A 13,696-nucleotide genomic window follows, 5' to 3' on the forward strand; every position below is an offset into this window, starting at 1 on the left:
CGGGTCCTGGGGCTGCTGCGCAGCCCAACGCGGGGCAAGCCCGCTCACCACAAGAAGCGAGCTCACCACAAGAGGTCCTTTCACCATGGGAGGTCAGCTCACCCCAAGAGGTCCTTTCACCATGAGAGGCGAGCTCACCCCCCAAGAGGTCCTTTCACCATCAGAGGCCAGCTCACCCCAAGAGGTCCTTTCACCATGGGAGGCCTGCCCACCATGAGAGGCCCTTTCACCCCAAGAATCCCGCTCCCGCATTTTGATCTGCGCTCAGCCTGAAGGTTTTGCCATTACCGCTGCAAACAGCGGCGACTCCAGAAAGCGTTGCAACCAGGTTTGCAGCCTGTGATAAGGAGTACCGGCAAACCACTCGCGATCCACATGGGCAAACTGGCGCACAAACGGTGCCAGTGCGACGTCGGCCAGGCTTAAATGCCCGGCCAGCAAGTAGTCATTTTTCGCCAGCAACCCCTCCAACTGCTGCAAAAACACCTCGCCTTCGGCCCGATAATGTTCCATCGGCTGCTGCGGGTAGCGTTCGGCATACTTGTATCGATTCAAGTGATGTTTGAACACCTGGTCATTCTCGGCAATCAGTTCCAGCACCCGCGGGTCACCCCCGAGCAACCAATCCTCAGGGTCATTTTGCGCCAAGGCCCATTGCATGATCTCCAGGCTTTCCTCGATCACCCGACCGTCGACGCACAGCACCGGCACCGTGCCCTTGGGCGATAGCGCCAGCATCGCGGCCGGCTTGGCCTTGAGGCTCACCTCGACGATCTGCACCGGCACGCCGCAATAGCGCAACGCCAACCGCGCCCGCATGGCATACGGACAGCGCCGGAACGAATACAGCAGCGCCTCGCTCACTTGACCTCCAGGGTGCTCAAGCCATTGCCCTGGCGCTTGACCTGGATCTGCACCGGGATGCGTTCGTGCATCTCCTGCACGTGGGAGATCACCGCGACTTTGCGGCCCTGGGCCTGCAGGCCATCGAGGGCGTCCATCGCCAATTGCAGGGATTCGGGGTCGAGGCTGCCGAAGCCCTCGTCGATAAACAGCGACTCGATCTTCAACGTACTCGACGCCATCGATGCCAGGCCCAGCGCCAGGGCCAGCGACACCAGGAAAGTCTCGCCGCCCGACAGTGAATGCACCGAGCGCAGTTCATCACCCATTTCCGTATCCAGTACCAACAGGCCGAGCATGCTGCCGCCGCGCTTGAGGCGATAGCGGCGCACCAGTTGGCGCAATTGCACGTTGGCGTGGTGCACCAGCAGGTCGAGGTTGTAGGTCTGGGCGATCTTGCGGAAAGTGTCGCCGTTGGCCGAGCCGATCAGTGCATTCAGGCGGGCCCAGCGTTGCCATTCGTCATAGGCCCTGGCGATCTGCTCGCCGAGGGCATGGTTGGCGTCCTGGCGGCGCTGGTCTTCGGACTGGCGCGCGCGCAGTTCCGCGCAGTGTTTCTCGCCCTCGGCCAGTTGCTGGTTGAGCGCGGCCAGGGTGCTGTCGAGGTGTTCGGCGTCCAGGTTGCCGTTGTGCAGGGCCTGGTGCTCGGCGAGGCGTTGCTCGCGTTCCTGCAGCAGGACCTTGGCCTGTTCGACGGCTTTTTCGCTGTGCTGCAGCTGTTGGCGCAGCGCGTTGATGTGCGACTCGTCGAGGGCCAGCAAGCGGGCCAGGCCTTCGTCGTCCAGTTCGGGGTGCAGCGCGCGCCAGGCCTGCAGGCGCGTGGCGAGGCCCTGCTGCTCGGCTTGCAGCGCCTGCTGGCGTTCCTGCTGGGCCTTGAGGTCGGCGGCCAATTGGATCAAGGCGTCGCGCGTGTCCTGCAGTTGCTGGTTGGCGTCGGTTTCGCTCTGGCGTGACTGCGCCACCGCCTGGTCGAGTTGCTGCTGCCAATGTTCGGCGCTGGGGTGCTCGCCGAGCAGGGCGCTGAGTTTTTCCTCGGTGGCCTGCCGTTGTGCGGCCAATTCCGCGACCTGCTGGAGCAGGGCGTCGAGTTGCTGCTGGCGATGTTGCTGGTGGGTTTGTTCTTTCTCGATGGCCTGCTGGCGCTCCTGCTGCTCGGCCAGTTCATCGCGCTGATGGCCCAGTTGCTCCAGGCGTTGGCTGACCTGCTGGTCCAGCTGCATGAACGTCGCGGCCGGTTCGCGGCGCAAGCCTTCGAGGGTGTCGGCGGGCAACACGCTGGCGAAGGCGTTGAGTTCTTCGTCGAGGCGCTCGCGGTCGCTGGACAGCTCGCGCTGCTGGTCCACCAGCAACTGGCGAGCCTGCTGGCTGGCATCCTGGGCTGCTTGCAGTTGTTGCTGCAGGCGCCCGGCGTTTTGTTGCAGGTTGAGCAGGGCGCCTTGGCGCTGTTCGTCCTGGGCGATGTTCTGGGTCAGTTGGCTGAGTTGCTGGGTCAGCCAGTCGCTGCGCTTGGCCGTGTCCTGATTGAACAGCGCGGCCGCCAGCGGATGCGCATCCAGGCTCGGCTTGAGGCCTTGCTGTTGGCTGACCACCTGCTCCTGTTGTTGCAGGAATTCCTTTTGCTGGGCAATCAGGCCGCCGACTTCGCCGCGCAGCTCGGTGAGTTTTTCCTTGAGCGTGTCGACGGCTGTCTGCGCCGCCGCCTCTTCGCTGTCGTCATGCCGACCGAGACTTTGCAGCAAGGCTTCGGGCTGGTGATACGGGTGCTCATGGCTGCCGCACACCGGGCACGGCTGGTCGTCCTGCAACTGCTCGCGCAACTCCTCGACGCTGGCACTGCGGGCCAGGCGCTGGCGTTCCAGCAATTGCTTGGTCACCGTCAGGGTTTGCTCGGCGACGGTCAGCTCGGCCTTGGCTTGCAGGCCGGCCTGGTTCAGTTGTTCGCGTTGTTGCTGGGCGTCCGCGAGTTTTTGCGTCAGCGCGCTGGCCTGCTGGTCCAGCTGTTGCTGGCTGTCCCACAACCGCGTGAGGTCTTCAAAGGCGCGCTGTTGCTTGCGATTGTCCTGCAGCAGGCTGGCCAGCAATTGGATCTGCTCGGCCACGGCATGGGGTTCGGCACCCGCTTCCTGATACAGCAGGTCCAGGGCGTCGCGTTGCTCGGCGAATTTTTCTGCGGCGCGCGTGGCCCGCTGTTCCAGTTGCGGCAGTTCGGCCTGGCCTTTGTTCAGGCGATTGCCAATCAGCATCAGCTGTTGCAGGCGGTCGCGATAGGCGCTCCAGGCATCGCTCAGCGGCGCGAGGGCGGCACTGCGCTCAAGCTCGGCGGCCAGCCGCTGCAGGCGCTCGGCAACGTGGGTGTGCTTGTCCTGCAAGCCCTTGAGCAACGCATGGCCTTCGGTGCAGGCGGTTTCTTGCTGGAGTTTGTCTTCGGTGCGCTTGGCCAGGTCCTTGGTCAAGTGGGCGAGGGTGTTGTGTTCGGCGAAGGCTTGCAGCAGCAGCGGGGCGGCGTCAGCTTGTTGCTTGAGGGCCTCGGCCAGCGCGGCGTGGGCCGCCGCCTGCTGCTGGAGTGCCTGCTCCTGGCGGGTCTGCAGCTCGGCCTGTTGCGCCAGATGTGCCTGAATCTGCGCGGCCAAGGGCGTGAGCAGATTGTCGAGTTCGGCCTGGCGCGCAAAGTGATGGCGCTGCGGCGCCAGTTGGTCCAGGCGGCTCAGGTCCTGGCGTTGCGGGCCCAGGCTGTCCCACTCGGCCTGCGCGCGCTGCAATTGCTCGGTCGCGCTGAGTTGGCGGTCTTGCCACTCACGCAGCTCCTTGAGCCAGGTGTGCTGCAGTTCCAACTGCTTGAGTTGCGCCTGTTGCGCCTTGAACTGCTGTTGGGCAGCGTCGAATTGCTCGTCGAGTTCGGCGCGGGCCTCGGGGGCCAGGGGCACCACACCGGTGGCCTGGTCCTGCAGGTGTTTGTGCGCGTCCTTGGCTTCCTTGGCCTTGTCGAACGCGCGGCGACCGAGCTGAGTGTAGAGCGCGGTGTCGGTGAGCTTTTCCAGCAGTTCGCTGCGCTCGTTGTCATTGGCCTTGAGGAACGCACTGAATTCGCTTTGCGCCAGCAACACCGCGCGGGTGAACTGCTCGAAATTCAGGCCCAGGGCCAATTCCAGCTGGGTCTTGTATTCGGTTTTCTGGCTGGCCAGCAGTTGGTCGCTGTCGAGGTCAATCAGGCTTTGGCGGCTGTTCTGCAACTTGCCGCTGGCCTTGTCGCGGGCGCGATTGGCTTCCCAGCGTGCGCGATAGCGACGGCCATTGACGCCGACGAAATCCACTTCGGCATAGCCGCCGCCGGTACCGCGTCGGACCAGGGTGCGCGGGTCACCGATGGAAATATCCGTGTCGGCGTCCGGCATCTTGGCCTGGCCGGTATCACCCAGGCGTGGCACCGCGCCAAACAGCGCCAGGCACAGCGCATCGAGCAGGGTACTTTTACCCGCACCGGTCGGCCCGGTGATCGCGAACAACCCGGCACTCGCCAGCGGCTCGGCGGTAAAGTCGATCTCGAACGGGCCGGCCAGCGAGGCGAGGTTTTTCAGGCGGATGGCAAGAATCTTCATGGCTGTTCCCCCGCGTGTTGCACTTCCTGGAGCAGCACGGCGAAATCCTTCAAGGTCTGTTCATCCACCTCGCTGCCGTAACTGTCCTGCCAGGCGCGGCTGAACAGCTCCTGGGGCGTGAGCTGGTCGAGTTCGACCAGGCGTTCTTCGTCGGTGTCGTCACTGCCGCGCTTGCCTGCATAGTCGGCGGCGATGCGCACCAGGCGCACAGCCTTGCCTTGCAGCGCGGTTTCGATTTGCTGGCGCAGGTCCGGTTGCGGTTCGTCGAGGCGCACGCGCACTTCCAGCCACGGATGGCGCTGCGTTTCGGCGAGCAGGTCGATGTCGGGCAAATCCGCCAGCTGTTTGAGGATGTCCGCCAGTGGCGCGGCCTCCAGGCGCTGCAGGTTGACCGAACGCGGGATCAGGAGCGGCTCGACACTCACCAGGCACTGGCCCTGGAAGGTCACGTCGAGAATCTGATGCTTGTAGCCGATCTCGGAAAAAGACAGCGGAATTGGCGAGCCGCTATAACGAATGCGCTCTTCGCCATTGACCCGTTGCGGCTTGTGCAAATGGCCCAGGGCCACATAGTTCACGCTGTTATCAAACAAGCTGGCCGGCAGCGCCTCGGCGTTGCCGATGATCAGGCTGCGCTCGGAATCTTCCGACACCGAACCGCCAGCCATGTGCGCGTGACTGATAGCTATCAACGGCTGGCCTTTTTTGCGTTTGGCATTGGCCGCCGCGATCAACCGTTCATGCACCTGGCCAATCCCCCGCAGGTAATCGTCGCCGAGGTGGGCGCCGGTGACTTCAGCCGGGCGCAGAAACGGCAGCGCCAGGCACCAGGCGGCGACCTTGCCGTTGGCGCCGGGCAGCGGGATCAGCAGGCGTTCGGCGTCCAGCTCGCCATCTTCCAGCCACAACACGCGGCCCAGCGCATGAGTGCGCAGGCGCCGCATCAACGGCGCGGGCAGTTCGATGCGCGAGCCGGAGTCGTGGTTGCCGGCGATCATCACAATGGTCAGTTTCGGGTTTTGTTCGTGGGCGCTGATGATGAAGTCATACAGGCGCTCCTGGGCCTTGAGCGGCGGGTTGACCGTGTCGAAGATATCGCCGGCGATCAGCAGCACATCCGGGTGCTGGGTGCCGATCTGGCGCAGCAGCCATTCAAGGAAGCAGGCGTGTTCGAAGTCGCGTTCCTGGCCGTGCAGGTTTTGGCCAAGGTGCCAGTCGGAGGTGTGGAACAGACGCAAGGCGAACTCCGTGGGGAAGATGAAGAGGAGGGGGAGTTTACCTGTAAATGGCGCGATTCTTTCACCCTCCGAATGCTCAACGGTGAACGTCAGGCGGGTTCGCCCTGGAAACCTCTGACTCAAGGGAGAGATGGCGCATGGCCACAGACGCTATTCGTATCGTTTGTCGGCGCAGGACGGCAGTTGTTATTGCGTATATGTGCTTGTTTCAATCTTGAATCATCAGATGAACGGTCGCCTCACCTGTTAAATATGACAGTAGACAGCCTATTTTCGGCAGCGCTTACTGTCTGTGCGTGTTTAGAGCAGGACAATATTCAACTTCATTATCCCAAAGACAATGGCGAAGGGCTGGTGCGTGAACGTGGTGAGGATCTGATTATTCGCGCGGTGACTGAGTCTGAGGGTTAGTGTGATTTTCTAATAACTGAGGCTTATCTCATGTCAATTCCTGTAGCAACTAATGTAACGATTATCGGTGAGGCCGTTGCGGGTGCAGTGGTCCGCGGTAGTTATTTTTACGTTGATGATGTTTCCGAGCGAGACTCTATCTATCGCTGGTATATAGACGGTGTTAACTTTCTCGACGCCAGGAGCCTCGACTTTCAAATACAAGCCTCGCTAAGCGGGGCAAAAATCAGGTTTTCGGTAACGCCGATGAACGCTGATGGTGAAATAGGTATAGAAACTTTTTCGATGGAGATTGCCATCGTAAACGGCTATCAAAATATCTCCGACGAAGAGCACCGTAATAGTTTTATGTCACAACGCGGTCATTGTTCTTATTACGTGCCCGACCCTAACGATAAAGTCTTCGTCGCGAGTGCGTTGGCCTTTTCGCTGACCGACGGCAAAACGCAAAGTGTGCATGTTAGAGGACGTGCTGATCATGCCGGTGAACCGCCACAGGCAATACGCGATTATCTGAAAAACAATCCAGCCACGCGTATGTTCTCGACCGAGCGGGATTTTGGTGCACTGGTGCCGGTCTTGGGCAGTACCAAGCGACTGTTGTTGTGGGGGACTAATATGGCCAATATTCCCCCGCAACTGGATTTGAATAACATTAAGTACGTGTATAGCAATCGCACCGCAGTGGCCTTTATTTACGACAATCCGGCGCCAGGGAAAAACACCATCGGTGCCTTTGGCAACGCCGCGAATGGCGGGGTGGTACCAGAGGATATTCAACGCAAACTGCTCTTCGATCTGCCCAAGGCAATCTATGCAACGGAGTCTGCATTTTCAGTCCTCACTCACAAGGGGAACGTCTATGCCTGGGGAAATGCTGCGGCCGGAGGCAGTATCTCGCAGGCGGCTGAGAACTATTTGATGGCGATGAAGGTTGAGCGGATTGTCAGCACTGCCGGTGCGTTTTGCGCCATTGGTCCGCAAACCGTCAATGACCCTGAAATCAAACACGTCGTGGCGTGGGGTGACGCAGCCAACGGCGGGCAAATCTCTTCCGAGGTCCTGACGTACATCCTTGACCAGGACGGTGTTGAGCAGGTGGTGGCTAACCGCAATGCATTCTGCGCCATTACCAAATACCGCAGAAGAGCGATCAGTTGGGGCGCTGCAGCCTATGGAGGCACCATGAATGAAGATGCCAAAAGACTCGCTGCCGGCGGCAATATCCTGTTATGCCGGGGGTCTGCCTGGGCGTTCTGCATGTTCAATAACTCCGGGCTGTCCGCCTCTTGGGGCCAGGCGGGTTACGGTGGGCTTGCCGGTCAAGACGATGGGCAAGATAACGATGCGGGGAAAGTCTTTGAAAAAAGCGGAGAAAAGTACCGCATTGAAGCGCTCTTCGACGATATGCACGTCAACGATTGGTATCAACAACATCGCTCGCCGACACGCCACAAAGCCAACTGTGATCCGAGTGCTACCCCAGGTGCCAACTTAGGCGAAATTGTCACCCCCAATGGCATCATCAGCCTTTACTCCAATGACTCCAGCTTCTTCATGGTTGCCAAGGAATCCGACGGGCGTACCAAGGATCTGTTTTCGTGGGGCCAGCCCACGGGAGGCGGCGCTATTCCACAAAACACCCGGCAAGTGCTGATGGCCAGTCAAATAACAGATGTGCACTGCACGAATGGCGCCTATGGCGTGATTAGCACCCAAGGTTTTGTCGGTGGCGTGGTGTCGGCATTTGGCGGTGGCACTGCTTATCAGGATGCAGGTGACATTCCGGGTGAACTGCAAGAGTACGTGAGGGCAAATGTGAGTGGGTTGTACGCGCTGAAGTTCTTGCCGCCTTATGCCCCTACCGGCGCACGATCAGCGTCAGCCTTCGCCGCCAGGCGAACAGATGGACAGTACGTGGTGTGGGGGGGCGGAACAAGTGTGACGGATGAGTTGTATAACCCGGTCGATTCATGAGGGCGTACGTTTTGGACGGCGCTCAGCGGCTTGCGTTTTTGAAGGCCGTTGCGGAGGGCTGCCAACACTTTTTATTCCCAGAGTTGGAGAGTCAGTCATGAGTAACGTGAAGAAAAGGGCGGTTGTTGATGCGGTCCCCACTGCCAGTGAAGTGCAGGTTCTGGGCGATATCTTAGTGCACGCCACGGTGCGTGGTTTTTATCGGTATGACGCGAATGGTGCCAGCCATGAAGGGCTGTCAAGCTTTTATTGGTACCTTAATGGGCAACGCCTGGAGGCGGAAGGGCAGCGGGACTTCAACATCAGGCCTTCCGATGAGGGTAAGTATCTGCAGTTTTCGGTGGTGCCTGTTGACTCGAATAACGTAGCAGGCAGCGTATATTTTTCGCCTCAGTACCTAATTGTTTCAGGCTTCCAGGGTATATCGGACGAGGAAAACGAGTGGTGTTATCTAAAACAGCGCGGTAATTTTTCATTTCACGTCCCGGAACCCGCAGACAGGCTGTTTGTTTCCAGCGGTGGGGTGTTCGCGTTGCTTGAGCCCACCAGCGGCGATGTTCATTTGGAAGGACAGACCGGCTGGGGGCTGCCTGTGCCGCCCGCGATCGTGAACTTTCTAAAGAATAATAAAGCGATAAAGTTGTTTTCGGCAGAGTTCAGTTTTGCCGCCTTGGTGAATGTCGGCAGCACCAATCAATTATTATGCTGGGGCAATACCGTTCCCCCCACGGCGCCGATTCTTCAAGGCGTAAAGTCGGTTTACAGCACCCGAAGTGCGTTTGCCGTGATCCATGACAATCCTGCTCCAGGCGCAAACAGTATTGCTGCGATTGGCCCGGTTAATAATCCGGCCTCGACGGTGCCTGACCAGATCCAGCGAGAGTTGTGGTTCGACCCGCCCGAAGCCATCTACGCCGCAGACGATGCATTTGCGGTTCGAACTCGAAACGGCAGGGTGTATGCCTGGGGGCAACCCAATAATGGCGGCAACATTCCGCCCGATGTGCGCGCGCAGCTGAATGCGATGTTTGTGACTCGGATAGTCGCGTCGGCGGTTTCGTTCTGCGCCATCGGAAGAGATGGCGACATTGCGGTGTGGGGCGCCGTCGACGGTGGTGGAACCATTCCCTCTGACAGATTGCTGGATATCCTGAACGATGGTGGCGTGCAATCGGTTACTGCCGCGACGGCATCGTTTTGCGCCATCACGCGAGATAGGCGTAGAGCGGTCAGTTGGGGCCGGGCTGCTGAAGGCGGCGATATGAACGCCAGCGCCGCTTCTCTCGCCGCACGCGGCAACATCATTTTGTGCAGGTCCGCACGTTGGGCGTTTCTGATGGCCAACAGTAGCGGCCAGGCGGAGGCTTGGGGAGCGCCTCAATATGGCGGCGCGCCCTTGACGGCTCAAGAAAAAGACAGCTACAGGAAGGTGATCAAGGGGGCAAAAGCCGAACCGGGTTATCCTCGCCGGCGGGGCGAAAGCGCCGAAGCGCCGAGACTGCGCAGGAACGTTTCGTCCTCGGCGATCATTGTCGACGGTAATCTCAGCCTGTATGGCAACGATGTCAGCTTCTTTTTACTGAGCCGTCATGATGACGGCAGGACCAACGCTATTGTGCTGACAGGGTTGAACACCCATGGCGGGACAATGGACCCGGCGTTGCGCCAGACACTGATGGCCAGCCTGATTCGTGATGTCTACTGCACCAATGGTGCGTACGGCGTTATCACTACGCAGGGAGGCACCGACGGGGCGGTATCCGTCTGGGGAGCCACACTGGCGATGGAAGACGCCGGTGAGATTCCTCCAGAGCTGTCTGAATACCTGCGCAGCGGGGTAACGGAGCTGTACTCTATCAAGCGTTTCCCCTACGTGGTCCTGCCACCGCCACCTCCTCCTAGGCCTCCGCATACTGATCCTTCCTTTGCAGCACGTCGCGTCGATGGTACTTACGTATTATGGGGCGGGAATGTCAGGAACCAGTATTTCGACCCGAGGGCTGCACGCTAGCGCTGCTCTTTATCCAGTCGCCCACATAAACAACCCGCGCATGTCGCGGGTTGTTTATGTGGGCAGGTTGGGCATTTTCACCTATGCGAGGTGGCTCACTGCACGAGGGCTACCTCCCGTATTTGGATCTGGTCCATGAAAAAGGTGCTGGTTGCATTGATAGAGAACGCTATTTTTATCTGCAGTGTTTGTGTGGGCGGGGTCGCAGCCGTTGTAAAGATATGGCTGAACTTCTCCCAATTGCGGTCCGGGGTCACGATCCTCGTAACCGTCGTGTCACCTAAGCTGATCTTGGCTGTCGTCTGGGAGGCACTACCGGTGGTTTTGCAATAGAAACTGACTTCGTATCGAGTGGCTGCCTTCAAGTTTTCAAAGGTTTTCTGTATGCCGGGTTCAATGGCCTCAAAGTTGCTTTTGGTTGCGCGCCAGACGACATTTTCGGCGCCCTCAATCATCAGGTCTCCCTTGCCGTTGACGCTGTTCATCCAGCCGTTCCAGTTGAAGTTGTAGAAGTCGGTCAGGTCGCGGAAATAATCGACACGGACGTTGTAGATTCGCGTCGGGAAGGCTACGGCCAAGGCTTTACTCAGGCTTTGAGAGAATCCGACCCATACCTGGATGGTCAGCGAGGACCGGTCCATGAGGCGCTGGAGAGCCTCGATGGGGGTTGGCGGTTGCAGTCCGCCGATAGCGTCAGCCTCGCCCAGGCGGTGGGAGATATAGGTCATCTCGTGATAGGCGTCGCCGTTGTTCAATGTTCCGTGGTATTCCATCCAGATACGGCTGTCGGGATGAATGAACGGCCACACCGATGTCAGGGTGCGAGCCCCGGCTACCAACTGCGAAAGTACCAGGTCAACGGCGTCGCCGACGCCCTGGATAAACGGGGTGGGCAATCCGGTCAGCGGCAGCAGTTCCAGATTCAATATTTCCGACTCGTAGGGAATGGCACCGCGGAAAAAATGGTACTGCACGCTGATGCGGTTGCCGCCTTCGCGAATACCTTTGGCGATAAACTCACTTGGGATCGGGGCGCTGACCTCGTTGGTGACGGGGTCGCCCTGTACGTCTGTGGCGTAGCTACCAATGCCATCCGGGCTGAGCCAGTCGACAAAAATCCGATCGGTCGCGTGCATCGGCCGGAATTTCAACAACACGTTCGCGCCCGACAAGGCTGCCAAGGGGTCGAGACGGTCCGGGAAGCGTTGGGCTTCAGCGACTTCCGGAGGCTCCAACTCGACACCCGGGCCAACGGTGAGGTTCAGCACCTCCGAGCGCAACACCTGCCGGGGGGGGCCGACGCGTTCCAGGCTGTAGCTGATGCGCAGGCTGCCGTTGAGGTTGAAGTCGAGGATGGTGCGGCTGACCGGGAATGGCAGGGACCGGCCGGCCGTTGCGGGGTTGATCACGATGGTGCCATCGGCCGAGCCGCCAAGAGCCGAACCGACGCAGCTCCAGTGGTACACGTTGCCGTCTTGGGCCCCGAGGTAGGGCAAGGTCAGCACTACGTCAGGTCCGATGATGTGGTCCGGGTTGATATTGTTGCCTTCGGTACCTTCCAGTTGTGGCAGTGGCATGTCAGCCACACGCTCGCCCACTTGGGCGCCTACCTCAGTCGATTTGCGCGGGGTGACACCGTTAGTCACCACGTAGTAGAAATAAATCAGGCCCAGGCCGTTGAAACGTTGCAGGTCCTCCTTCTTCACACGGCGGCTGCCACCCTGGGCGCCCGCCAGTTGAGAGTCGATATAGGGGGTGCCACCGCCGCCGGGTATGCGGCGCTCGATGTGCAGGGTCTCCAGCCAGTCGGGGTCGTGCGGTTCGTAGAAAGGTATGGTGACGGTGATGTCATGGGCTGGGTCAATCAAGCCCAGTTCGATCGGATTGATCGTCACCCCCGGCATCAATACCGGCGTGCCGATCACGGTGACGGTGTTGGTGCCGGACTGGCCCAGGGATTCGCCACCGGCGGTTTGCCAGAGGAACGACACCCGGAACGAGCCGCCGACCAATTGTTGGATAATTTCACGGTCAACGGGCACCGTGGTAGAGCCTCGGTTGTTGTCTATCGCCGCCGGCAGCGCGAAGTCCTGCGTTGAGCCATCGGCCAGGGTGGCGAACAGGCTGACGAAAATCTGGTGCCGTGGGTTTGGTGCAGGGTTTTCTCGGTCGGTGAAGACCAACACTTCAAAGATCGAGTCGCTTTGGGTGTCGAAGTCGATCTGGTAGGACTCCTCGTCATCGACCAGGAAATTCGGTGCTTCCAGCAGGCTGGGGTCCAGTTGGCTCATCAGGATGTAAGGCTTGGAATACGCGTATTTTTCCCCGGACATGTTCTCCACCACATCCTGCACCCGAAAGCGCAAGTTCAGGGGCCCCATTAGGCCGCCCTGGAGGATGATGTCTTTGCTGACGAAAATCCGTATCGGTCCGCTGCCGGTCGCCTCTGCAGGGCTGACGATGTGTATGACGAAGATGCCGTCCCAGGACAGTTCGATGCGGTCGTTCTGGCGGATATGTTTATACGGTTCGATCAGGCACCACACCCCGCGTTCGGCAATAGGCGGATTGATCGTCGAGCCTTCCGGCAAGCCCTCGACGGTCATCACCAGGCCGGTATGCCACGGGCAGCCCGGGTCGGTATCAGTGCCGCCGGGGCGAGTGGTCTTGATAAGGATGGTTTGCAGCGGCGAGGTGCTCTCCTGGCCGGAGCTGGGGCGCAATACCCGGCCGTAGATCTGTATCTCGCCTTCCGGAACGTGCTCTCTGGGCACGAACAGGCCATACCTTTGCTCGTCCTCGAAGACATTATCGGCCGCTACTGGGTTAAGCAGGTCCTCCAGGTAAAGGGCGTAAAAGTCGAAAAAGCTCCAATCGAACCACTTTTCAAACACGAAGTAGGCATACGGGGTGATATGGCGGATGGCCAGGCCGTACACGCCGTTTTCCGGGTAAAGGGTGGCGTGCAGGGGGATATGGGGGTAGGCGGAAAAAGGCGGGTCGAGGTCTTCGACCCGCCGAGGGCTGTTGGCCGTTGGATTGTGGGTGTTGTAGGCCACCATGTCCTGTGACAGCAGCAGCGGTGGGGCTTCATCACCGCGGGAATCGGCGGCGGGATCAACGGGTAGATTGGACATGGAAAAGACTCCTTGCTGGAGGGGATGCGCGCGGAAACGGGCGCGCATGAGGCAAGGAAAATCAGACACCCGCCGGGGGTGGGCGTCTACCTGTCAGAATTGACAGTGGCGACGGATGGTCTGTCGTCTCCTGTGTGTGTGGGCTTGCTCGCGACTGCGGTGGGTCAGTCAGTGCAGGGGTGACTGATAGACCGCCTTCGCGGGCAAGCCCGCTCCCACATTTTTGAACCGTGGCCACTGTTGCCCAGCGATGCTTCACGGATCTGGACGCCAACCGCGTCTAAGCCTATGTGGCCATGAGCTGCGAGTCCTCCACGGGCGATGAAGTTCTGCCTCGCTTGCGCTAACCCATGTGGGAGCGGGCTCGCGAAGGCGGTGGGTCAGTCAGTGCAGGGGGGACTGATAGACCGCTTTCGCGAGCAA

Annotated in this window: 7 protein-coding genes; 3 read left to right on the top strand and 4 right to left on the bottom strand. The window is 59.9% G+C overall.

Features of this window, described 5'->3' with window-relative positions; genetic code table 11:
- Nucleotides 1-264 precede the first annotated feature (264 nt).
- From BBG20_RS24065 to BBG20_RS24075, 3 genes are read right to left on the bottom strand one after another with little or no spacing between them, the layout of a single operon-like run.
- Nucleotides 265-864, bottom strand: a complete 600-nt coding sequence (locus tag BBG20_RS24065; protein ID WP_065907874.1) for a glutathione S-transferase — start codon at nt 862-864, stop codon at nt 265-267.
- On the bottom strand, nt 861-4,499 hold the full coding sequence (locus tag BBG20_RS24070) for an AAA family ATPase (protein WP_065907876.1): 3,639 nt from the start codon (nt 4,497-4,499) through the stop codon (nt 861-863). Before BBG20_RS24070 ends, BBG20_RS24065 begins: the two co-directional genes overlap by 4 nt.
- Nucleotides 4,496-5,737 (bottom strand): exonuclease SbcCD subunit D C-terminal domain-containing protein, encoded by a 1,242-nt coding sequence (locus BBG20_RS24075; protein WP_065907877.1) that lies wholly within the window; start codon nt 5,735-5,737, stop codon nt 4,496-4,498. The genes BBG20_RS24070 and BBG20_RS24075 overlap by 4 nt, the downstream gene beginning before the upstream one ends.
- Between BBG20_RS24075 and BBG20_RS32745 the strand changes: the two genes are divergently transcribed.
- From BBG20_RS32745 to BBG20_RS24085, 3 genes are all read left to right on the top strand, one after another.
- Nucleotides 5,723-6,148 carry a hypothetical protein gene (locus BBG20_RS32745; RefSeq protein ID WP_141697317.1) on the top strand — a complete coding sequence of 142 codons (426 nt, stop codon included), beginning with the start codon at nt 5,723-5,725 and terminating at the stop codon, nt 6,146-6,148. The two genes, BBG20_RS24075 and BBG20_RS32745, sit on opposite strands and share 15 nt — an antisense overlap.
- A 30-nt stretch (nt 6,149-6,178) precedes the next feature.
- Entirely contained in the window at nt 6,179-8,125 is a 1,947-nt protein-coding gene (locus tag BBG20_RS24080) for a hypothetical protein (protein WP_065907879.1), read from the top strand.
- A gap of 97 nt (nt 8,126-8,222) precedes the next feature.
- Nucleotides 8,223-10,136 (top strand): RCC1 domain-containing protein, encoded by a 1,914-nt coding sequence (locus BBG20_RS24085; RefSeq protein ID WP_065907881.1) that lies wholly within the window; start codon nt 8,223-8,225, stop codon nt 10,134-10,136.
- A 95-nt stretch (nt 10,137-10,231) separates the two neighbouring features.
- Here the strand turns inward: BBG20_RS24085 and BBG20_RS24090 are convergent, their stop codons facing one another.
- Complete coding sequence (locus tag BBG20_RS24090) at nt 10,232-13,273, bottom strand: hypothetical protein (RefSeq protein WP_065907883.1); 3,042 nt, start codon at nt 13,271-13,273, stop codon at nt 10,232-10,234.
- Nucleotides 13,274-13,696 lie beyond the last annotated feature (423 nt).

Source organism: Pseudomonas aylmerensis (assembly GCF_001702265.1).
Taxonomy (GTDB): domain Bacteria; phylum Pseudomonadota; class Gammaproteobacteria; order Pseudomonadales; family Pseudomonadaceae; genus Aquipseudomonas; species Aquipseudomonas aylmerensis.

Coding starts and splice junctions, on each gene's coding strand:
- BBG20_RS24080 (WP_065907879.1), top strand. CDS start 6,179: ATGTCAATTCCTGTAGCAACTAATGTAACGATTATCGGTGAGGCCGTT.
- BBG20_RS24085 (WP_065907881.1), top strand. CDS start 8,223: ATGAGTAACGTGAAGAAAAGGGCGGTTGTTGATGCGGTCCCCACTGCC.
- BBG20_RS24070 (WP_065907876.1), bottom strand. CDS start 4,499: ATGAAGATTCTTGCCATCCGCCTGAAAAACCTCGCCTCGCTGGCCGGC.
- BBG20_RS24090 (WP_065907883.1), bottom strand. CDS start 13,273: ATGTCCAATCTACCCGTTGATCCCGCCGCCGATTCCCGCGGTGATGAA.